The sequence below is a fragment of the Lentzea flava genome, from assembly GCF_014648475.1.
Classification (GTDB): Bacteria; Actinomycetota; Actinomycetes; order Mycobacteriales; family Pseudonocardiaceae; genus Lentzea; species Lentzea flava.
Window position 1 is genome coordinate 54,737 of sequence record NZ_BMRE01000035.1, and the last position, 18,581, is coordinate 73,317.

Genomic DNA, 18,581 nt, shown 5'->3' on the forward strand with positions numbered 1-18,581 from the left:
TTTACCGCGCGTTGACCATCTCACCTGATCGTGTGCACAACATCGACACGATCGGGGAGAGCACATGACGCGGTGGAGTCCACTGGCGTTGGTCATCGGTTTGTTGGCGGCGGTCAACCTGTACGGGTCGACCGCCGCTTCCGCAGCAGGTCCGCTCACTGTTGCTCAGGCGATCAGCCAGCAGAACGGGGCGTCGGCCACCGTTCGCGGCTACGTCGTCGGTCAGCCCACGGCCACGAACACGGTCGTCCGTTCGAACTACCCGAGCGACTACGCGCTCGCACTGGCCGACTCGGCGTCCGAGACCGGCACCTCGCGCATGCTCTACGTGCAGATCCCGACGGCTTTCCGCTCGTCGTGGGGGCTTCGCACCAACCCGTCGTTGCTGGGCAGGCAGATCGACGTGACGGGCACGTTGAGCGCGTATTTCTCGCACCCCGGCATGACGTCGTCCACGGCGTTCGCGTTCGCCACCACAACACCGCCGCCCACCACACCACCTTGTGAGAGCTACTACACGGTGGCCTGCGACAAGACCGGCGCGGCGTTGAAGTCGGCGCTGAACACCATCATCAGCAACCAGCGCAAGCTCAGCTACGAGCAGGTCTGGGACGCGCTGAAGGTCACCGACCAGGACCCGGACAACACTTCGAACGTGATCCTGCTGTACAGCGGTATTTCGCGCGCGAAGTCGCTGAGCGGCAGCACCAGCGCCAACTGGAACCGCGAGCACGTCTGGGCCAAGTCGCACGGTGACTTCGGTATCGCCACCGGTCCCGGCACCGACCTGCACCACCTGCGGCCCGAGGACGTGGACGTCAACGCCACGCGCGGCAACCTGGACTTCGACAACGGCGGCTCGCCCGTCCCGGAGGCGTCCGGCAGCTTCGTCGACGGCGACTCGTTCGAGCCGCGTGACGCCGTGAAGGGCGACGTCGCGCGCATGATCTTCTACATGGCCGTGCGCTACGAGGGCACCGACGGCTTCGCGAACCTGGAGCTCAACAACTCGGTGTCCAACGGCACCGCGCCGTACATGGGCAAGCTCTCGGTGCTGAAGCAGTGGAACGAGCAGGACCCGCCGGACGCGTTCGAGCAGCGGCGCAACCAGGTGATCTACGACAGCTACCAGCAGAACCGCAACCCGTTCATCGATCACCCGGAGTGGGTCTCGGCTATCTGGCCGTGAGCCGGTCGAGGAAGGGGCGTTGCGCGGAGACGATCTTCGCGCTCGCCTCTTCCACGGTGAACCACTGGACGCGGTCGACCTCGGGGAACGTCTTCTTCTGACCCGATTTCGGCGGCCACTCCATCTCGAACGTGCCCGGCGTGACGGTCTCCGGGTCGAGGTCGCCCTCCAGCGCCCACACCGTGATGACCTTGCCGGAGCCCTTGGCCTCACCGAGCGGGATCAGCTCGCCCTGCGGCACCTCAAGCCCGAGCTCCTCCGCGAACTCGCGCCGCGCGGCGGCTTCGGGTTCCTCCTCCTCGGTGTACTCGCCCTTCGGCACGGACCACGCGCCGGCGTCCTTGCGCGCCCAGAACGGGCCGCCCATGTGCCCGAGAAGCACCTCCAGCTGCTCGTTTCGCCTGAAGAGCAGGATTCCCGCCGACCGTTTCATACTGTTCAGCATGGCGGACTGGGTCCTGCACGTGGACCTCGACCAGTTCATCGCGGCCGTGGAGGTCCTCCGCGACCCGTCGTTGCGTGGCAAGCCCGTGGTGGTGGGCGGCAACGGCGACCCGACCGAGCGCGCCGTCGTGGCCACCGCGTCGTACGAGGCACGGGAGTTCGGCGTGCACTCCGGGATGCCGTTGCGGACGGCGTTCAAGAAGCTGCCGGACGCCGTGTTCCTGCCTGCCGACCACGCGCTGTACGAGGCGGCGTCGGCGGACGTGATGGCCGTGCTGCGGTCGTTCCCGGTCGTCGTCGAGGTGATGGGCTGGGACGAGGCGTTCGTCGGAGCCTCCGTCGACGACCCCTTCGAACTGGCCCGGTCGCTGCAGGCCGCCGTGCTCGAGTCGACCGGCCTGCACTGCTCGGTCGGCATCGGCGACAACAAGCTGCGCGCCAAGCTCGCGACCGACTTCGGCAAGCCGGCGGGCGTGTTCCAGCTGACCCGCGCGAACTGGGTCGAGGTGATGGGCCATCGGCCGACGTCCGCGCTGTGGGGCATCGGCACGAAGACCGAGCGCAAACTGGCCGAACTGGGCTTCTCGACGGTGACCGAGCTGGCGTCGGCGTCTGTCGAGGCCTTGGCCGCGAGGTTCGGCCCGCGGATGGGTCCGTACTTCCGGACCCTCGCACTCGGAGCGGGCGACACGGTCGTGAGCGCGACGCCGTGGGTCGTGAAGTCCCGCAGCCACGAGAAGACCTACCAGCAGGACCTCACGTCGTTGGAGGACATCCGGCGCGAGGTCGTGGCACTGGCCCACCAGGTGGCTCTCGACGTGGCCGCGGAGGGACGCCCTGTCGTGCGCGTGGGCGTGAAGGTGCGCTTCGTGCCGTTCTTCACGAAGGTGCGCCTGATGAAGCTGCCGGCACCGGCGTCGTCCGCCGCCGAGCTGGCCGAGGCCGCGCTGACCGTGCTCGACCGCTTCGAACACGGCCGTGCCGTACGTCTTCTGGGTGTACGCGCGGAATTCTCTGCCGATGATGTCGAACCGAAGCCTTCTTCTTCGACGTATCAGTAAGTAGAAGCTTTACCGCGAGGAGAAGAAGATGACCGCCTCATCGCTGACACACCGCGACCGAGCAGTACTCAGAGCCGTTGCCGACGGCCGCTGCGAGATCGCCGGAAGCTCACTGCTCGTCGACGGCCTGTGCTGCGCCGACCAGTTCGTCGGGCTGCGCCTGACCTCGGCAGGCCTGATCAGCGCCCGTCCCGGCCCCGCAGCCCTCACCACGGCGGGCTACGAGGTCCTCTCCGCGGCCTGATTCACGTTCTGGGGTTCTTGCGGAAGATTGACATCAGGTACTTGTTCGCGAACCGATAACCGCCGTCCGCGGTTCGGAACTGTTCGGTCGCGGCCCTGATCTTCTCCGCGACGCTTTCTTCACCTTCGCTCTCGATGAGCCGTTGGTAACCGCCTGTGCTCAGCACGGCGCGCAGCATCGTGTCCTCGTCCGGATGTTCCTGAGGAATGTCGATCGTGAGTTTCTCCTGCGGCTCCGGCGTCTTCGCGCTCCGGCGCCCGCTGCGTCCCCGTACGGCCCACGCGACGGTGAGGATGTCGCTCGGGTGCTCCGGATGCCAGTCGCACACGACCACGTAGTCCTTGCTGACCCTGGTCGCCTCCGCGAACGCGGCCTCGGGGTCGGGCGCGAAGAACAACGCGTTGAACGCCGTCACGACGTCGAACGTGCCGTCGTCCCAAGGCAACGGTCCCAGAGCACGCACGTGGAACTCGGCCGCGGGCGCGGCCTGCCGGGCAAGTTCGATCATCTTGTGCGACGCGTCGATGCCGGTCGCTCTCGCGCCCGCTTCCGTTGCCAGGGCACAGAACTCGCCGCTGCCGCACGCCAGGTCGAGCACCGTGGTGCCGGGTCCGATGTTCGTGCGCTCGACGGCGGTTTTCCACGCGGGCATGGACATCTTGGCACCGAGGGCGGCGCGTTGTGCGGCACAGCGGCCCCACAGCTCGCCCTCCTGCGTGGCATCGGTCATGCCTCGACCCTAGCCAGGTGATCCCCCGGCGCGCCCGCGGAAAATCCGCTGGCCGGTCCGCGGATCATGGTGGGCATGGGTGCCTTGTCGCGGGTGTTGCGGTCGTTGGGCGGTGAAGAGGCCCTCGAGCGGCTCGCGCGCCTGCCCGGCAGCGACCTCACCACCGTGCTGCTCGCGTTGATGCGACGGCGGGCGGGAACGTTGAGCGGGCCGGACGTGTTGCGGCAGTACCGTTCCGACCGCTTCGTCGCGCCGGCTTCCGTGCCGTTCCCCGTGTTGCGCGCCGCCGAGGACCGCCTGCTGGCCGCTCTGCCGCCGTCGTTCTCCGTGCTGGGCCTCGCTCCCGTGGCACCGCTGGGAACCTGCTCGGCCGTGGCGGAGATGGACCAGAACAACGTGCTGTCGACCATTCGCGGCACCGAGGTGGCGGCCGACCCGACGAACGCGCTGGCGCTGGAAGCCGCGGTGCGCAGGCAGACCGGCCCGTCCGACGTGCGGCTCGCGACAGTGCAACGCGTGGTGCGAGCCCAGCTGTTCGAGGGCGCCGGCCGCTTCGCGCACTTCACGTTGTTCGCCGCGGTGTCCGCCGGTCGCGACCGCGGGTCGCTCGCCTTCGAGCGGCACCACTTTCACGAACACCTCGACTTCCTGCGTGAGGCGTGCGGTGACGTCGAGATCCGTGTGACGGTGCTGGATCCCCGGTTCGAGGTGGTGCGCGGAGATCTGCCCACGGACCCGTCGCGGCGCACCGGGTACTACAAGGGCTTGTGCTACAAGGTTTTCCTCGACGGCGTGGAGATCGGCGACGGCGGGTTCGTCGACTGGACGCAGACCTTGCTGGGCAACCGCAAGGAACGGCTGCTGATCACCGGGATCGGGGTAGACCGGCTCTCACAGCTCGTGCGGACGGATCACCGCTCGGCGTAGCGCTGGACGAGTTCCTGCTCCCGGTCGGTGGGCCACGGGCAGCGGGTCTCGCCCTGGGTGGCCGCGAAGAACAGCTCCAGGTGCACGTGCCAGGCGGCGAGGGCTTGCGGGCCGTGGGCGTTCTCCTGGACCAGCGTGACCGTGGTGCCCTGCAACGGCACGTGCTCGAACTCCCAGCGCACCACGCCCTTCGGCTCGCCGTCTTGGAGCCATTCGAACTCCAGCAGGCGCGGTGCCTCGGACCGCGTGATCTTGCCAGGGGTGAGGCCGGGGTGTGCGGCGCGGGTCGGGACCGCGTCTTCCGTGCCCTCGGTGAGGAGCTGCCAGACCTCGTCCAGCGGCTTCCAGACCAGGTCGCGGACGAAGTGCACTCCGTCGGGCTGATCGGTGCCCTCGTCGAGGCCGAACTTCGCGATGTAGTGCTCGATGCGCGGCAGCCAGTCCGTCGACGGCTCGAACTTCGTGCCGTCGGCGTGGGCGACCAGGGCGTCGAGGCAGGTGGTCCAGCCGGGGGCGTCGCGGCCGATGGACAGCTTGTTCGCGACCACGGCGGTGAAGACCAGCAGGCAACCGTCCTCGCGCGGCAGGATCTCGAAGCGCAGCACGTCGTTCAGCCAGCGGAACGCGAAGACCTTCGGCGGGTCGGACTCGAGCAGTTCGCCCTCGCCGCCGTCGGCGTCGACCGGGGCCGCGTCCGGGAACGTGAAGCGCATCCTGCGGCCGTCGATCTCGACCTCGGCCGGGAACCAGTGCTTCATCTCGGCCGGTTCCGTGACCACCCGCCAGACCTTCTCCGGCGAGTGCCGCAGCCTGCGCTCGAAGCGCAGGACGGGCTTGCCCTCGATCATCCGCAGTTCGGCGTCCACGGGTCAGTCCCCTTCGATCTCGTCGAGTCGTCGTTCGAGCGCGTCCAGGCTCTGCTCCCACATCCGGCGGTAGGGCGCGAGCCAGGCGTCGACCTCCGCCAGCGGGCCGGGGGAGAGCCGGTACCAGCGGCGTTGGGCGTCGGTGCGCACCTCGACGAGACCGGCCTCGCGCAGCACCTTGAGGTGCTTCGAGACGGTCGGCTGGGTGAGCGTCAGCCTCTCGACGAGGTCGCCGACCGGCCGCTCGCGTTCCCGCAGCAGGTCGAGGATCTCCCGGCGACTCCGGTCGGCCAGCACGGCGAAGGTAGATGCCATGCCAGCAATATAGCTCGATCGGCATATACGCGCGAGTTCAGTTCGCGAGGCGGATGGCCACCTCCGTCGTCCACTTGGCGGGGTCCCGCTCGACCGCGGGGTCGGTGAAGAACGTCTCCAGGCGGGCACCCCACCTCTCGCCGGCGCGGTCGAACGTCAGCGAGTCGTCGGCGAGGATCCGGTCGGCGACGGCGCTCAGCCCGTCCGGGTGGCCCTCGTGGACCTCCACCGCGTACCGGCCGCCGGGCAGCGTGGCCGTGTACACCTCACCGGCCGCGGGCACCTCCGCGATGGTGGGGATGCCGGCCTCGACCTCGAACTCCTCGCCGGCGACGCGCAGGTAGCGGAGGAACGGCGCGCCGGCGACGGGTAACTCGCGATCGGCGAGCCAGTGCATTATCTCGGGAAAGCGGTCGGCGATCTTGGCGAACGTCTCGTGCGTGACCGTGGCCTTGACCGCGGCGTAGGGCTGGGCTGCACGTGTCTCGATGTCCATGCCGACCACGGTAGTCACGGGCACTGACAGGAAATCCGCGTTCTGCTGGAGGCCTGGCCGATTAACGTGAAGTTCATGCACCGCACCCTCTCCGTGGCCAGCTCCCCGGTGCGCGACCTGCTCGCGCTGACCTCCCGTCCCGAGGTGATTTCCTTCGCGGGTGGACTTCCCGCCCCCGAACTGTTCGACCTGGACGGTCTGCGCGCCGCCTACGACCTCGCGTTGCGGGACCGCTCGGTGCTGCAATACGCGCCCACGGAGGGAAATCCGGCTCTGCGCTCGCTGGTCGCCGCCCGGCTGACCGGTCGCGGGCTGCCCACTTCGGACGTCCTGATCACGACGGGTTCGCAGCAGGCGCTGGCGCTGGTGGCCACCGCGTTGCTGGAGCCCGGCGCCGTCGTGGCGGTGGAGGAGCCGACGTATTTGGCCGCACTGCAGTGTTTCCAGATGGCGGGAGCCCGGATCGTGCCGGTCGCGAGCGACGACGAAGGGCTGGATCCCGCGGCGCTGCGATCCGTTGTGGAGTCCGAACGGCCGGCGATGCTGTACCTGGTGCCGACGTTCGCGAACCCGACCGGCCGGACGCTGTCGGCCTCGCGTCGCGCGCAGATCGCCGCGTTGGCCGCGGAGCACGGCTTCTGGGTCGTCGAGGACGATCCCTACGGAGAGCTGCGGTATCAGGGTTCCGCCGTGGCACCACTCGCATCCATCAGCGATCGAACCGTCTACCTCGGCAGCTTCTCGAAGATCGGCGCGCCGGGCATGCGGCTCGGATGGCTGCGCGCACCGGCGGATCTGCCCCGGACGCTGGTGATCGTGAAGCAGGCGGCGGACCTGCACACGTCCACTGTGGACCAAGCCGCCGCCGCGGTGTACCTGACGCACAACGACCTCGACGCCCACGTTGCCCGGTTGTGCGTCGAATACGGGGCACGGCGCGATGCGATGATCGCGGCACTGCCCGCCACGGTTCCCGACGGCACGACGTGGAGTGATCCGGACGGTGGCATGTTCGTGTGGCTGCGGTTACCGGGTGACGTGGACAGCGCCGTGCTGTTGAAGGAGGCGTTGCGCCACGACGTCGCGTTCGTGCCGGGCGCGCCGTTCTACGCGACCACGCCGGACCACGCGACGTTCCGGATGTCCTTCACCACCAACACTCCTGAGGAGATCGCGGAAGGCATGGCACGCCTGGCGAAGGTGCTCAGGTGAGCCTGCTGGACGACGAGACGCTGTGGCGCTCCTCGGTTGTCGCGAACTGCGAGATGAACCGGGATCGAGGCCTGGCGAGCTACCGCCGCGAGCTGGGGATCGACCTCGCGCCGTTACCGGGCTCGCGGTGGGTCGACCTGTGCTGCGGGTCGGGAAAGGCGCTGGCCGAGGCGGCGCGGGAGGACGTGACGATCGTCGGCGTGGACCTCGTCGACCACCACGTGGCCGCCCGCCCCGGCTTGAGCTTCGTCGTCGCCCCGGTCGACCAGTGGGAGCCCGACGCGCCCGTCGACCTCGTGACGTGCGTGCACGGATTGCACTACGTGGGCGACAAGCTCGGCCTGCTGGTGCGCGCGGCGTCCTGGCTCGTGCCCGGTGGTCAGCTCGTGGCGAACTTCGACGTCGCCAGTGTGCGGCGCGCCGACGGCACCCCGTTCGGGCGCACGCTGACGAAAGCCTTGCGGGACGCGGGATTCACCTACGACAACCGCAGGCGCCGCGTCGGCTACCTCGGCCAGGGACGGCCCCAGCTGCCGTTCGTCTACCTGGGCGCTGACGACAGGGCCGGCCCGAACTACACGGGCCAGCCGGCCGTCCACTCCTGCTACGAGCTCTAGGAGGCCCAGGGACCGACGCCTGCCACGCGGTCGACCTTGATGCGCGTGATGAAGCCGGGCGGCGGGTTGTCGAACGGCGGGAACTTGACGTCCGGGCCGAGGTAGGTGTGTGCGAGGCGCTGGAGCAGTTCCGGCGCCCCGCCCTCGGTGATGCGGGCGGTGCCGTAGACGACGAGGTACTCCTGCAGACCCATCTCGTTGATCTTGGGGGTTTCCAGGGAGAGCACCACGCGGCCGTCGTTGCGGATGTTGCGGATCTTCTGGTGCTCCATGAGGTGCCCGGAGACGATCTCGTCGCCGTCGAGGCCCACCCAGACGATGGTGACCTGGGGCGAGCCGTCCTTGCCGAGCGTCACGAGGTGGGCGAGCGCGTTGGATTCCAGCACTGCCCTGGCGGAGTCGGGAAGCATGACGGTGACGCTACGCCGGTTCACCGGGTTCAGCCTGGTCCTGGCAGACCTGGGAAATGGCGGGTCTGGTTGCGGGGTGCCGGGGCGTGGAGTGTTTCGGCCATGAAGAAGTTTCTGATCACGGGTGGCGGTAGTGGCATCGGGCTGGCGACGGCGCGGGTGCTGGTCGAGGAGGGTGCGCGGGTCGTCGTGGCCGGGCGTTCGCAGGAGCGGTTGGCGTTGGCGCGCGAGCAACTCGGCGTCGAGACGGTGGTCGCGGACGTGTCGAAGCCGGCCGACGTCGAGGCGTTGATGGACCAGGCCGGCGAGATCGACGGTCTTTTCGCGAACGCGGGGATCGGCGTGTTCACCGAGTTCGGGAAGATCACCGAGGAGGACGTGGACCGGGTGCTGGCCACGAACTTCAAGGGCGTGTACTTCACGGTGCAGCGGGCGCGGTTGAAGCCGGGCGCGTCGGTGGTGATCAACGCGTCGTGGACGGTCCATCGGGGGCTCGTCGGGGCGTCGCTCTACACGGCCAGCAAGGCGGCGGTGCACAGCCTGGCGCGCACGCTCGGGGCGGAGATGCCGGGGGTTCGGGTCAACACGGTCAGTCCCGGGTTCATCGCGACGGACATGTTCACCGGCAACGTCGTCGACGACGAGCCGTACCGGCGGCAGGTCGTGATGGGGCGGCTGGGCGAGCCGGAGGACGTGGCGCACGTCGTGTCGTTCCTGCTGTCGGACCGCGCGGGGTACGTGACGGGGCAGGACTTCGTCGTGGACGGCGGACTGGTCGGGGCGATCCCGGCATGATGGGGGCCGTGAGCGAGTTGGGGGAGTTCCTGAAGGCCCGGCGTGCGGCACTGGACCCGCCGGAGCGGGCCACGCGGCGGCGGGTGCCAGGACTGCGGCGCGAGGAACTGGCGCAGCTGGCCGGGATCTGCGTCGACTACTACACGCGCATGGAACAGGGGCGCGCCTCCAACGCGTCCGACTCGATCCTGGACGCGCTGGCGCAGGCGCTCGGCCTGGACGCGGCCGAGCGCGCGCATCTCTACCGGCTGGCGCGGCCCACTCGGGTGAAGGCGCCGTCGGAGGAGGTGCGGCCCGCGTTGCGGTGGTTGCTCGACGCGCTGCAGGGCGTGCCCGCGATGGTCCTCGGCCGGCGGCTCGACGTGCTGGCGTGGAACCCGCTCGCCGCGGCGCTCGTCACGGACTTCCGCGAGCAGCCGAACATGGTGCGGTACATGTTCACCGACCCGGCCGCGCGGGAGCTGTTCGTCGGCTGGACGGACTGCGCGCGCGAGAACGTCGGCTACCTGCGTGCGGACTACGGCGTGCACCCCGACGACCCGGCGCTGCTCGCGCTGGTCGAGGGGATGTGCGAGGCGTCGCCGCTGTTCCGCGCGCTGTGGGCGGAGCACCCGGTGCGCGACCGGCAGCCGATGTTCAAGCGCATGAACCACCCGCAGCTCGGACCGCTGGAACTGGCCGCGGAGCCGCTGACCTCGGACGCGGGGCAGGTGCTGGTGACCTACGTGGCCGCGCCGGGGAGCCCGTCCCAGGACGCGTTGCGGTTGCTGGCTTCGCTCGCCGTCACGTGAACAGTTCCAGTGCGTCCTGGTGGTACTCGCACCGGCCGCCGCCGGTCGCGATCGTGCAGGGTGTGCCCTTCTTCGTGAGGGCACCGCACTGCAACGCCGGGTCGTGCACGTGACACAGTCCGCTCGGCCCGGCGGTGATCGGACACGGCGTGCCCTTCTTCGTGGGCGCGCCACACGGTTCGCCGGTCAGCTCGCGTGGTTGCTTCGGTTTGGCCGCCTTCTTCGGTTTTGCCTGCGGCTGCGTGATCTCCCGCCCCGTCACCTCCTCCACTCCGCGCACGGCCAGCCTGTCCGCGCGCTCGTTCTCCGGGTGGCCCGCATGGCCCTTGACCCAGTGCCACTCCACCTCGTGCCTGCCCGCGGCTTCTTCCAGGCGGCGCCACAGGTCGGCGTTCTTGACCGGCTCACGGGCCTTCGTGAGCCAGCCGTTCGCCTTCCACCCGTGCACCCATGAGGTGATGCCGTTGCGGACGTACGTGCTGTCCGTGTAGAGCCTCACGGTGGATGGTCGCGTGAGGCTTTCCAACGCCACGATGGGCGCCATCAGTTCCATGCGGTTGTTCGTCGTCGGGCCGATGTCACCGCCGTACATGTCCTTCTCGTGCTCGCCGTAGCGCAACACGGCACCCCAGCCGCCCGGACCGGGATTGGGGCTGCACGCACCGTCGGTGTAGATCTCGACCTCCATGCGCCATGAGGTTACCGACGGGGTCCGACACTCCTCCGCTGACGGTTGTTGGCGATGATGTGGCGGAACATCTCGACGAGCGCCGGCGCGTTGATCGGCTGGTCGCGGTACACGGAGATCATGCGCGCGGTCTTGTTGCCGTGGCCGCTGGTGATGATGTTGTGCGGGTCCGGCACGATCGCCTTGTCGTAGAGCATCACGTTCACGTGGTCCTTGGTGCCGAGCAACGCGCAGATGTTGCCGTCCAGCACGAAGTACGGCCGGTTGGTGAACTTGATCGTCTCCTCGACGTCCGGGTCGGCCTCGTGGACGAGCCTGCGGACCTCGCGGCAGATCTCCTGCTGCCACTCGGGCAGTCCGGCGATGTAGTCGTCAACGCGTGTGTCGGTGTTCATAGCCCTATGTCGCAGCCCGTCGTCGGTTCTCGACATCATGCCCGTGCAGAAAGACGCGGACACCTGCCGCGATGTCGTCGTCGTCCGGACGCGTGCCCCTGATGCTGGGCTCGCCGGTCAGCGTGAGCAGCATGAGGTGGACGGCGGCGCGCTTCGGGTCCTTGAAGCCGAGCTTCTCCAGTTCCGCCGCCAACGCCCGCCTGACCTTGCGCGGCCCGGTCTCCTGCCACGCCTCGACCGCCTCCGCGGGGATGTGGGTGAGCTCGGCGTTGATCTGCCGCACCAGCGCGAAGTGCTCGGCGTGCCCCTGCTGGGCGCCCATGGCCTTGCCGAACGCGATGAGGTCCTGCTCCAGATCCGTGATCTTGTGGAAGTGCCGCTCGACGAGCGCGATCTGGTCCTGCGCCGCCTCCTCCGCGCTGGCCTGGATGACGTGGCGGAACAGGTCGGCCTTGTCCGCGAAGTGGTTGTAGAGCGTGCGCGTCGAGACCTCGGCCTCCTTGGCGATGGCGTCGATGCTGGCGCGCGTGTAGCCGTCCCTGGCGAACACGCTCAACGCTCCGCGCAGGATCGCCTGCCGCTTGTCCGGTCGCATGGGATCGATCGTAGTACAACGCCCGTTGCACTAAGTACCACGAGCGTTGTACTTTGGCGGCCATGCGAATTGCAGTGATCATGGGGAGCACGCGTCCGGGCCGCCGTTCCGAGGCCGTGGCGGAGTGGGTCCTCAACGTCGCCAACGCCCGTACCGACGCGACGTTCGAGCTCATCGACCTGGCCGAGGTGAACCTGCCGTTCCTCGACGAGCCGGTGCCGGCCCTCTTCGGCGAGTACGCGCACGAACACACACGGGCCTGGTCATCGGTGGTGGCGTCGTTCGACGGCTTCGTGTTCATCACGCCCGAGTACAACCACTCGTTCCCGGCCGTGCTGAAGAACGCCCTGGACTACCTGCACTCGGAGTGGCACGACAAGGCCGCCGGTTTCGTCGGCCTGGGCGGCGACGGTGGCCTGCGCGCCGTCGAGCAGCTGCGGCTGGTGCTGGCCGAGCTGAAGGTGGCGACCGTGCGCACCCAGGTCGCGCTGGGGCGCGGCGCGTTGGAGGGCGGGCTTCAGCAGGACGAGGAGCTCAACGCGATGCTCGACGAGGTCGTGGCGTGGTCGTCGGCGCTGCGGTCGGTGCGGGCGGTCGCTGCCTAGCGCGGCAGCCAGCTCGCCAGGTCCGCCACCGCGTCCAGCACCTCACCGCTGACCTGACCGGACGCCGTCTCCGCCTCGGCGATCACGACGGTGCCGCCCTCCGACCTGGACCGGTAGTGCAGGCCGGTGAAGCGGATGTCGGCCAGGTCGAGCAGCGGCGTGGCGAGCGGGGTGATGTCGCCGGTGCCGTGCACGTCGATCAGCTTCTTGAACTCGCCCGCGTCGCGGCGGCTCCGGAAGCCGACGTGCGCCACGGACACCACCGCGGCGTTGCCCCGCTCGTCACCGATCGCGAACAGCGTGCGGTCGAGCGACTTGCACGGGTTGTGGACGAAGTGGTCCCGCACCTGGCCGAACGAGTGCGACACGCACTCCAGCGCCGGTTTGGCCGTGCGTTTCAGGGTGCGCATGTTGAGGTGCCGCCACGCGCCGTCCGCGTCGCCGTTGCGGGCGGACTTCCTGCCCTCGGACTTCGCCTTGGTGAGGTTCGTTCCCGCGGGCTCGACGGCACCGCCTCCGAGCGACAGGCCTCCGCTGCCTGCGGCGACCGAGAGCGCCAGCACACCCGCCGCTACCACCGCGCCCGCCTTGCCCCCGGCGGGATCCGATCCGCCTTGTGGACCGCCGATTCGTCGCTTCATCGGTGCCTCCTCGGTCGACGAGGAGACCGCAGACGAGGTGCCCGACGAGGTGGATTGGGGTCAAAACACCCGATCGGACGCCAGGACCGCGCGGGCCGCGGCGATCAGGTCGGCCTCCCGCCCGTGCCGTGCCACGGCCTGGAGCCCGACCGGCAGGCCCTCGGAGTCGAACCCCGCCGGGATGCTGATCGCCGGGTGTCCGCTCAGGTTGAACGCCCAGGTCAGCGCGGTGTTGATCCGCGATCCCGGTCCGTCGTGCCCGTGCGGCGGTCCGGGCGTGGCCGGGGTGAGCAGCAGGTCCGTGGTCTCGAACAGCTCGTCCAGCACCGGGTTCGGGCCGCAACGGTGCGCGAACCAGTCGTCGGCCGGATCCGGCAGCACCAGGTCGACCGGCCGTGGCCGCAACGGCGCCGCCGCCCGCCGGGCGATCTCGATCTGTTCGTCGTCCACCTCGGCGAAACCGAGGTCCGAGGACCAGACCGCGGTGGGCGAGCTGACCTCCGACGTGCCGAGGTAGATCGCGAGCAGATCGGGATCGCGGGTGAAGACCCCGACCGCGGCGCGTTCCGCCGACGTGGTCTTGAGACCGAGCACACCGCACCACGCGGCCGGGATGCGGATCGAGCCCGCCCCGTCGACACCCGTGGCCAGCGGCACCACTCCCGCGGCGACGGCGACGGCCGAACCGGCCGAGGAACCGCCGGGCGTGCGGTCCAGGTTCCACGGATTCCTTGTGACGCCACGAGAGTTGCGGCCCCACGTCTGCCACGGGGTGCTGCCATCGGGCGTGGTGGTCAGTCCAATGGGGACACAACCGAGGGCGGTCAACGCTTCGCGGTGGCTGCGGCGCTCGCCGTGCTTCACCGCGATGGGCATGCCCGCCAGAGGAAGTGACGGGTCGACCGGGGCGAACGAGCGGAAGACCGTGTGGAAGGCGCAGAGCACGGGCTCCACTCGGTCGAGGCGGGCCAAGGCCTCGCCAACCAGGTCAGGCATGATCCACCTCGTGAAATGGACTCGCGCTGTGCACCACCTGGCCGAGCTCGCCGAGAAGTGCGGCGAGCTGCCTGCCTCGTTCTTCCGGTTCCAGGTGGTCGAGCTGTGGGTCTTCGGTGATCTGCTGGACGTGCCGAAGGACGTCGACGTCATCGAGGTCGCGCTGGTCACGGACCTGCCGGTGGACGAGGTGCCGTGGCTGGACGAGCCGAGCGGCGCCGAACACTGGGCGAACTCGACCCGGTTGTCGCGCAACCCGTTCAAGGCGGTGTGGCGGTCCAAGGACGCGCCGGTGTGGAACCACCGCATCGAGCGGCCCGCGCTGATCTGGAGCGCGGCGGACGGCATCAACGAGGAAGCACTGGTCGCCGTGAGCGACGGCACAGGTGAGCTGGTGCGCCTGGCCGCGCCGTCGCCGGAGGAGCTCGGGAAGCGGGTCGAGGACGAGCTCGCGGTGAGCCTGCGGGCGTTGCGGCGGGCCAACCAGGACTACGCCGACCGGCGGTGGAGTCCCGGCAAGCTCACCCCGTACTCGGACGCCCTGTGGCGGACGACCACCGGCTACCTCGACCTGCTGGACGTCCGCGCCGAGTGACGGTGGATTCGGCATGTGGCCCCTAGGAGCGGTCGTCACAGCTCCGACGGCGCTCGTTGTGCGAGATGTTCCAGATGGTGCGACATGGCGATCGCGACCCAGCGTGAAACCTTGTTCGCGGTCCGCCCTCCTCCTCGTCGGCATCCCATCAGTTCGCGATCGCCCCACGAGTAGTCGCTGCCGGCGAACTCCGGCCGCGCCACGAGTTCGTCGGCCAGGTCCGTGAAGGCCTCGCCGGCCGCGCCCTGTGCGATCTTGCCGTCCTCTCTGCTGAGTTGCCGGCGCATCGCGATCATGGAGTTCGGCACCGTGTAGTAGAGGTACGGGTTGATCGTGCGTGGTCCCGGGGGACCTGGTGCCGGAGGATTGGGATGCACCACGCCGTAGTCACCGTAGTTGATCTCTGCTCCGCTCACTCCTCGCGCGACCTCGCGCCACAGGAGAACTTCGGGCCGGTCCCGGACAGCCGTCACGAAACCGTGTCTGTCGGCGGGGATCGAACCGGCGAGCAATGTCGTCGAAGCAGGACCGAGTCGATCCGTCAGCATCCTGGCGAGCGCCAGCGTCAGGGTCAGCTGACGCGGGTGAACGGTTTCCACGTGGCCCAGGTCGATGACGGCGTGCATCGGGTTGTCGGCGACTCGCGCCCTCACGGCGATGCGTCGCAGGTCGTCGTCGAGCCGGCGTTCGGAGAGCTGGAGATTCCGGAACCGGATCACGATCGGTCGTGGCCGGTGCTCCTGGAGCAGTGCGATTTTTCCGAGTTGGTCGTCCGTCGCTGACGCGGAGATGACGGGGATGAAAGCCGGGACATCCGGAGCGAGCAGGCCGAACTCGTCGAACAGTGCAGATTCGATTCGATTGTCGAGGTGTTCGAAAGGTCCGCCCGGATACAGGGAGAGCGCAGCTGCAGAGCTCAGCAGATGTGTGTCGATCCATATGGGTTGTCGGCGCATTGCCATCTGCACGGCGGCTTTGACCAGGGCCGGCATGAGTTGCCCGCGACCTTCTGGCTTAACCGAGTCGAGCAGTTCGACGATGACTCGCGGTGTGGAATCTTCTCGATCGGCGATGTGTCGCAGAGATTGGAATTCGCCCATCTTGCTCTTCATCGCGACCAGAGGCCTGAAGGACATACCCCGCCCTTTCCGCAGTGGCAGTGCGGACGACTTCGATCATGCGGGGCGGTGAACCGGCGTGTGGCCCGCCGGACGAGTGAATTCGGTGTGGCTCCCCGGCAACAACGCCTCGGCGGGGAGCCACACCAGAGGTCACCAGCCGCGGGCGCGCCACTCCGCGAGCGACGGGCGTTCCTTGCCGAGCGTCGAGTCGTCGCCGTGGCCGGGGTAGAACCAGGTGTCGTCGGGCAGGACGGCGAACAGGCGGTCCTCCACGTCGTTGATCAGGGAGGCGAAGTTGTCCGGGGACGTGGTCTTTCCCACACCCCCCGGAAAGAGTGAATCTCCGGTGAAGAGGTGCGGGTGGCCCGCCGGGTCGTCGTAGAGGACGGCGATGGAGCCCGGCGTGTGGCCGCGCAGGTGGATGATCGAGAGCGGGACTTCGCCCACGTTGATGGTGTCGCCGTGGTCCACCAGGACGTCCGGTGGGACGGGGAGGACGGCGGCGTCCAGTTCGTGGGCGACGGTGTTCGAGCCGTGGGCGCCGGCCAGGGCTCCCAGCGCCTGCCAGTGATCGGCGTGCTGGTGCGTGGTCACGATCGTGCGCAGGCGCGGGCGGTTCGGGATGTGGCCGAGCAGGTCGGACAGGCGCTCGTAGTCGTTGGCCGCGTCGATGAGCAACGCCTCGTTCGTGGACCGGCAAACGAGCAGGTAGGCGTTGTTGTCCATCGGTCCGACGGAGATCTTCGTGATGGTCAGCGCGGCCAGGGTGCGGCGGGCCGCGGGGCCGTTCGGCTCAACGTGTCCGGTGTAGTTCTCGAGTACGTCCACGGTGGCAGACGGTAGTCGCTCGAAGGGGCGCAACGCACACCTTCAGGTTGCATACAGGTCTCACTCATAGGGTAAGTAAGGATCAAGCTTCGAGCCCCGAGTACGCCGAAAGAACCAACGAACAGGTCCCCGCCTCTCGTGATTCCAGCGCAACGACAAAAGCCCAGGACGGCCCGCAGGGTCAGCTGGGACGTCCTCCGAGTCGTCGCCATCGGGTGCGTGTTGCTTCACCACGCCACGCTCACGAGCGTCAGCAGCCACCCCGATCTCGGGCCGCTGCCGTTCGAGTTCCCGATGTCGATGGGCGCCAGCACGTTGATGGTCATCTCGGCCTTCTTCGCCTGCGCCTCGCTCGACAGCGGCCGGCCGGGGCGGTTCCTGTGGAGAAGACTCGCGCGTCTGCTGCCGGCGTACATGGCGGCCGTGCTGCTGACATATGCCGTGCAGCGGTGGATCGCGCCTGAGGGGTGGAATCAGCTCGACGGCAGAGATGTCGTCTACAACCTGCTGCTGATCAACCAGTGGCTCCCGGACGTCAACATCGTCGACTTCGCGTACTGGACCGTGCCGGTGCAGATCGCCGCGTTCATCGCCGGTGCCGTGCTCGTCAAGCGCATGAGGGGCAGGAAGCTCCGGGTCTTCCTGTGGGCGCTCGTCGTCACGCCGCTGCTCCTGCGACCGTTGCTGGACCACTCGCACGCGCTTTTCGTGTTCTACAACGGTTTCGCGCTGCACAGGGCGCAGCTGTTCGCCGCAGGGATCGCGATCTGGTTGTGGCACAAGCACCGGATGAGCACGCCGCACTTCGCCGCGCTGCTCGTTGCCACACTGATGGCCCAGGCGATTCACACGACCGAGTACGGTTCCACGCTCGGCTTCGGACTACTGCTACTCCTGGTGTGCGCCGCCGCGGCTGGACCCGATTGGGTGTTCTTCGCGCCGATCGCCACACCGGTCACGTGGCTCGCCGGCATCTCGTACGGGGTGTACCTCGTCCACCAGCAGATCGGCACCGTGGTGATGGACCGCATGCACGCCGTTGGGCTGCGGTCCTGGTGGCTGGTCGCCGGTTTCCTCACCTCGGCACTGGTGCTGGGCTGGCTGATGACGAAGTTCGTCGAGCGGCCCGCGTACCGCCTGCTGACTCAGATCCAGTCGGGCAGTTCCGGCAGCTCACCGCGCAGGCCAGCGCCGCCGGTCCTGCCGGTCAGCCAGCCCAGGACGGCGCTGGCGGACCCGCTCACCGAGCTGCGGCTGGTCGGGCCGTTGACGGTCCAGATGCGCTGAGAGCCGTCGGGCAGGGTCACCTCGACGCTGAACGGGTCGACCCTGCCCTCGAACTGCTTCACGGCGTCGTCGAGGAACTCGTCGACGAAGTCGGCGGGCAGGTCGTCGAACCCGATGCCGTGGTCGAGGTCGATGAGGTGGATCCAGACCTCGCGCAGGCGGAACAGCGGCACCTGGGACGCCGGGATCGGCTGCCCCTTCGGTGCCGTGACCTCCGCGCGCCACGAATGCGCAGGCATCTCGCGGCACGCGGTGTCGAACCGCACGCACGCGGCGTCGAGATCGGCGCGCATCAGCTGCAGGTGGCGGCGTGAGCCCTCCTCGATGTCGGCGTCGCGATCGGCGCGCGACGCGTACGCCTGGTGCTCGACCCCGGTCCGTGCCCAGGTGAGCAGGTTCACCAGCGCGTCCGCGTTGCGCGCGAGGTGGGTGATGACGTGTCCGCGGGTCCATCCGGGGAGCAGGCTCGGACCGCGCACGGCGGTCTGGTCCAGCTCCTCGACGACCTCGTACAGCACGTCCGTCGCCTGGCGAACCGCGTTGATGTGCCGGTCGGGCACTCCGCGCGGTGCCGGTACGGAGGTGTGCTGCGTGGACGGCGTGTAGGTCATGTGCTGCCTCTCCCCGACGTTGAGGCTTGAGATCGAAGTGACCAGCCTAGGAGTAAACCCAGCTCAGGGGAATGCGCCAGGCACCGGAACCGTTTTTGTCAGGGGTCGCCCCTAGCATGGTT

Annotated in this window: 23 protein-coding genes and 2 pseudogenes; 11 read left to right on the top strand and 14 right to left on the bottom strand. The window is 68.7% G+C overall.

Annotated features, from left to right (window positions below; translation table 11 throughout):
* Positions 1-64: 64 nt before the first annotated feature.
* The gene (locus IEZ09_RS31075) at positions 65-1,189 is read left to right on the top strand and encodes an endonuclease (RefSeq protein ID WP_189257359.1); all 1,125 of its coding nucleotides are present in this window, start codon (positions 65-67) and stop codon (positions 1,187-1,189) included.
* Here IEZ09_RS31075 and IEZ09_RS31080 read toward each other — a convergent pair.
* Entirely contained in the window at positions 1,176-1,622 is a 447-nt protein-coding gene (locus IEZ09_RS31080; RefSeq protein ID WP_229813109.1) for an NUDIX hydrolase, read from the bottom strand. The genes IEZ09_RS31075 and IEZ09_RS31080 overlap by 14 nt on opposite strands.
* A gap of 10 nt (positions 1,623-1,632) precedes the next feature.
* Between IEZ09_RS31080 and IEZ09_RS31085 the strand changes: the two genes are divergently transcribed.
* Both IEZ09_RS31085 and IEZ09_RS31090 read left to right on the top strand, forming a co-directional pair.
* Positions 1,633-2,694, top strand: coding sequence for a DNA polymerase IV (locus tag IEZ09_RS31085; RefSeq protein ID WP_189257361.1), 1,062 nt, complete (start codon positions 1,633-1,635; stop codon positions 2,692-2,694).
* A gap of 28 nt (positions 2,695-2,722) precedes the next feature.
* Positions 2,723-2,938, top strand: coding sequence for a hypothetical protein (locus IEZ09_RS31090; RefSeq protein ID WP_189257362.1), 216 nt, complete (start codon positions 2,723-2,725; stop codon positions 2,936-2,938).
* Position 2,939: 1 nt separating this feature from the next.
* Here the strand turns inward: IEZ09_RS31090 and IEZ09_RS31095 are convergent, their stop codons facing one another.
* Positions 2,940-3,668, bottom strand: a complete 729-nt coding sequence (locus IEZ09_RS31095; protein ID WP_189257363.1) for a class I SAM-dependent methyltransferase — start codon at positions 3,666-3,668, stop codon at positions 2,940-2,942.
* 75 nt (positions 3,669-3,743) lie between these two features.
* On the opposite strand from IEZ09_RS31095, the gene IEZ09_RS31100 reads away from it, so the two are divergent.
* Positions 3,744-4,595 (top strand): hypothetical protein, encoded by an 852-nt coding sequence (locus IEZ09_RS31100; RefSeq protein WP_189257364.1) that lies wholly within the window; start codon positions 3,744-3,746, stop codon positions 4,593-4,595.
* Here IEZ09_RS31100 and IEZ09_RS31105 read toward each other — a convergent pair.
* The 3 genes from IEZ09_RS31105 to IEZ09_RS31115 are packed head-to-tail and all read right to left on the bottom strand — an operon-like array spanning position 4,580 to position 6,272.
* Positions 4,580-5,461, bottom strand: coding sequence for an SRPBCC domain-containing protein (locus tag IEZ09_RS31105; RefSeq protein ID WP_229813110.1), 882 nt, complete (start codon positions 5,459-5,461; stop codon positions 4,580-4,582). The two genes, IEZ09_RS31100 and IEZ09_RS31105, sit on opposite strands and share 16 nt — an antisense overlap.
* Positions 5,462-5,464: 3 nt before the next feature.
* A complete protein-coding gene (locus tag IEZ09_RS31110; RefSeq protein ID WP_189257365.1) occupies positions 5,465-5,776 on the bottom strand; it encodes an ArsR/SmtB family transcription factor in 312 nt (103 codons plus the stop codon).
* 37 nt (positions 5,777-5,813) lie between these two features.
* A complete protein-coding gene (locus tag IEZ09_RS31115) occupies positions 5,814-6,272 on the bottom strand; it encodes a GyrI-like domain-containing protein (protein WP_189257366.1) in 459 nt (152 codons plus the stop codon).
* A 75-nt stretch (positions 6,273-6,347) separates the two neighbouring features.
* On the opposite strand from IEZ09_RS31115, the gene IEZ09_RS31120 reads away from it, so the two are divergent.
* Entirely contained in the window at positions 6,348-7,484 is a 1,137-nt protein-coding gene (locus tag IEZ09_RS31120) for an aminotransferase-like domain-containing protein (protein WP_189257367.1), read from the top strand.
* Positions 7,481-8,101 carry a class I SAM-dependent methyltransferase gene (locus tag IEZ09_RS31125; RefSeq protein ID WP_229813111.1) on the top strand — a complete coding sequence of 207 codons (621 nt, stop codon included), beginning with the start codon at positions 7,481-7,483 and terminating at the stop codon, positions 8,099-8,101. Before IEZ09_RS31120 ends, IEZ09_RS31125 begins: the two co-directional genes overlap by 4 nt.
* Here IEZ09_RS31125 and IEZ09_RS31130 read toward each other — a convergent pair.
* Positions 8,098-8,511: a PPOX class F420-dependent oxidoreductase gene (locus tag IEZ09_RS31130; RefSeq protein ID WP_189257368.1), complete on the bottom strand. Its 414-nt coding sequence runs from the start codon at positions 8,509-8,511 to the stop codon at positions 8,098-8,100. The genes IEZ09_RS31125 and IEZ09_RS31130 overlap by 4 nt on opposite strands.
* Positions 8,512-8,613: 102 nt before the next feature.
* Between IEZ09_RS31130 and IEZ09_RS31135 the strand changes: the two genes are divergently transcribed.
* Together IEZ09_RS31135 and IEZ09_RS31140 are read left to right on the top strand one after the other, a co-directional pair.
* Positions 8,614-9,306, top strand: coding sequence for an SDR family NAD(P)-dependent oxidoreductase (locus tag IEZ09_RS31135; RefSeq protein ID WP_189257369.1), 693 nt, complete (start codon positions 8,614-8,616; stop codon positions 9,304-9,306).
* Positions 9,306-10,097, top strand: coding sequence for a helix-turn-helix transcriptional regulator (locus IEZ09_RS31140; RefSeq protein ID WP_189257402.1), 792 nt, complete (start codon positions 9,306-9,308; stop codon positions 10,095-10,097). Before IEZ09_RS31135 ends, IEZ09_RS31140 begins: the two co-directional genes overlap by 1 nt.
* 250 nt (positions 10,098-10,347) lie before the next feature.
* Here the strand turns inward: IEZ09_RS31140 and rnhA are convergent.
* The 3 genes and pseudogenes from rnhA to IEZ09_RS31155 form a co-directional block, all read right to left on the bottom strand.
* Positions 10,348-10,785: pseudogene (gene rnhA, locus IEZ09_RS31145) on the bottom strand (ribonuclease HI); the annotation flags it as partial.
* 11 nt (positions 10,786-10,796) lie between these two features.
* Positions 10,797-11,180, bottom strand: coding sequence for a DUF1801 domain-containing protein (locus IEZ09_RS31150; RefSeq protein WP_189257370.1), 384 nt, complete (start codon positions 11,178-11,180; stop codon positions 10,797-10,799).
* Between the two features lie 4 nt (positions 11,181-11,184).
* Positions 11,185-11,775: a TetR/AcrR family transcriptional regulator gene (locus IEZ09_RS31155; RefSeq protein ID WP_189257371.1), complete on the bottom strand. Its 591-nt coding sequence runs from the start codon at positions 11,773-11,775 to the stop codon at positions 11,185-11,187.
* 62 nt (positions 11,776-11,837) lie between these two features.
* On the opposite strand from IEZ09_RS31155, the gene IEZ09_RS31160 reads away from it, so the two are divergent.
* Positions 11,838-12,380 carry an NADPH-dependent FMN reductase gene (locus IEZ09_RS31160; RefSeq protein WP_189257372.1) on the top strand — a complete coding sequence of 181 codons (543 nt, stop codon included), beginning with the start codon at positions 11,838-11,840 and terminating at the stop codon, positions 12,378-12,380.
* On the opposite strand, the gene IEZ09_RS46825 is transcribed toward IEZ09_RS31160, so the two are convergent.
* Positions 12,377-13,021 carry a hypothetical protein gene (locus IEZ09_RS46825; protein ID WP_229813112.1) on the bottom strand — a complete coding sequence of 215 codons (645 nt, stop codon included), beginning with the start codon at positions 13,019-13,021 and terminating at the stop codon, positions 12,377-12,379. The genes IEZ09_RS31160 and IEZ09_RS46825 overlap by 4 nt on opposite strands.
* Positions 13,022-13,081: 60 nt before the next feature.
* Positions 13,082-14,017 carry an amidase family protein gene (locus IEZ09_RS48150; RefSeq protein WP_189257373.1) on the bottom strand — a complete coding sequence of 312 codons (936 nt, stop codon included), beginning with the start codon at positions 14,015-14,017 and terminating at the stop codon, positions 13,082-13,084.
* 10 nt (positions 14,018-14,027) lie between these two features.
* Between IEZ09_RS48150 and IEZ09_RS31175 the strand changes: the two genes are divergently transcribed.
* Positions 14,028-14,612, top strand: coding sequence for a DUF7711 family protein (locus IEZ09_RS31175; RefSeq protein WP_189257374.1), 585 nt, complete (start codon positions 14,028-14,030; stop codon positions 14,610-14,612).
* A 35-nt stretch (positions 14,613-14,647) separates the two neighbouring features.
* Here the strand turns inward: IEZ09_RS31175 and IEZ09_RS31180 are convergent, their stop codons facing one another.
* Positions 14,648-15,724 carry a beta family protein gene (locus IEZ09_RS31180; protein WP_189257375.1) on the bottom strand — a complete coding sequence of 359 codons (1,077 nt, stop codon included), beginning with the start codon at positions 15,722-15,724 and terminating at the stop codon, positions 14,648-14,650.
* 159 nt (positions 15,725-15,883) lie between these two features.
* Positions 15,884-16,561: an MBL fold metallo-hydrolase gene (locus IEZ09_RS31185; RefSeq protein WP_189257376.1), complete on the bottom strand. Its 678-nt coding sequence runs from the start codon at positions 16,559-16,561 to the stop codon at positions 15,884-15,886.
* Between the two features lie 138 nt (positions 16,562-16,699).
* On the opposite strand from IEZ09_RS31185, the pseudogene IEZ09_RS31190 reads away from it, so the two are divergent.
* A pseudogene (locus tag IEZ09_RS31190) lies at positions 16,700-17,659 on the top strand (acyltransferase family protein); the annotation flags it as partial.
* Positions 17,660-17,706: 47 nt separating this feature from the next.
* On the opposite strand, the gene IEZ09_RS31195 reads toward IEZ09_RS31190, so the two are convergent.
* Entirely contained in the window at positions 17,707-18,459 is a 753-nt protein-coding gene (locus tag IEZ09_RS31195) for a maleylpyruvate isomerase family mycothiol-dependent enzyme (protein WP_189257377.1), read from the bottom strand.
* Positions 18,460-18,581: the final 122 nt, after the last annotated feature.

Excerpts from the sequence above, each read along its gene's own strand:
- IEZ09_RS31140 (WP_189257402.1), top strand. The coding sequence starts at position 9,306 with ATGGGGGCCGTGAGCGAGTTGGGGGAGTTCCTGAAGGCCCGGCGTGCG.
- IEZ09_RS31150 (WP_189257370.1), bottom strand. The coding sequence starts at position 11,180 with ATGAACACCGACACACGCGTTGACGACTACATCGCCGGACTGCCCGAG.
- IEZ09_RS31110 (WP_189257365.1), bottom strand. The coding sequence starts at position 5,776 with ATGGCATCTACCTTCGCCGTGCTGGCCGACCGGAGTCGCCGGGAGATC.
- IEZ09_RS31115 (WP_189257366.1), bottom strand. The coding sequence starts at position 6,272 with ATGGACATCGAGACACGTGCAGCCCAGCCCTACGCCGCGGTCAAGGCC.
- IEZ09_RS31095 (WP_189257363.1), bottom strand. The coding sequence starts at position 3,668 with ATGACCGATGCCACGCAGGAGGGCGAGCTGTGGGGCCGCTGTGCCGCA.
- IEZ09_RS31120 (WP_189257367.1), top strand. The coding sequence starts at position 6,348 with ATGCACCGCACCCTCTCCGTGGCCAGCTCCCCGGTGCGCGACCTGCTC.
- IEZ09_RS48150 (WP_189257373.1), bottom strand. The coding sequence starts at position 14,017 with ATGCCTGACCTGGTTGGCGAGGCCTTGGCCCGCCTCGACCGAGTGGAG.
- IEZ09_RS31155 (WP_189257371.1), bottom strand. The coding sequence starts at position 11,775 with ATGCGACCGGACAAGCGGCAGGCGATCCTGCGCGGAGCGTTGAGCGTG.
- IEZ09_RS31100 (WP_189257364.1), top strand. The coding sequence starts at position 3,744 with ATGGGTGCCTTGTCGCGGGTGTTGCGGTCGTTGGGCGGTGAAGAGGCC.
- IEZ09_RS31160 (WP_189257372.1), top strand. The coding sequence starts at position 11,838 with ATGCGAATTGCAGTGATCATGGGGAGCACGCGTCCGGGCCGCCGTTCC.
- IEZ09_RS31080 (WP_229813109.1), bottom strand. The coding sequence starts at position 1,622 with ATGAAACGGTCGGCGGGAATCCTGCTCTTCAGGCGAAACGAGCAGCTG.
- IEZ09_RS31085 (WP_189257361.1), top strand. The coding sequence starts at position 1,633 with ATGGCGGACTGGGTCCTGCACGTGGACCTCGACCAGTTCATCGCGGCC.
- IEZ09_RS31135 (WP_189257369.1), top strand. The coding sequence starts at position 8,614 with ATGAAGAAGTTTCTGATCACGGGTGGCGGTAGTGGCATCGGGCTGGCG.
- IEZ09_RS31075 (WP_189257359.1), top strand. The coding sequence starts at position 65 with ATGACGCGGTGGAGTCCACTGGCGTTGGTCATCGGTTTGTTGGCGGCG.
- IEZ09_RS46825 (WP_229813112.1), bottom strand. The coding sequence starts at position 13,021 with ATGAAGCGACGAATCGGCGGTCCACAAGGCGGATCGGATCCCGCCGGG.
- IEZ09_RS31180 (WP_189257375.1), bottom strand. The coding sequence starts at position 15,724 with ATGAAGAGCAAGATGGGCGAATTCCAATCTCTGCGACACATCGCCGAT.
- IEZ09_RS31195 (WP_189257377.1), bottom strand. The coding sequence starts at position 18,459 with ATGACCTACACGCCGTCCACGCAGCACACCTCCGTACCGGCACCGCGC.
- IEZ09_RS31130 (WP_189257368.1), bottom strand. The coding sequence starts at position 8,511 with ATGCTTCCCGACTCCGCCAGGGCAGTGCTGGAATCCAACGCGCTCGCC.
- IEZ09_RS31090 (WP_189257362.1), top strand. The coding sequence starts at position 2,723 with ATGACCGCCTCATCGCTGACACACCGCGACCGAGCAGTACTCAGAGCC.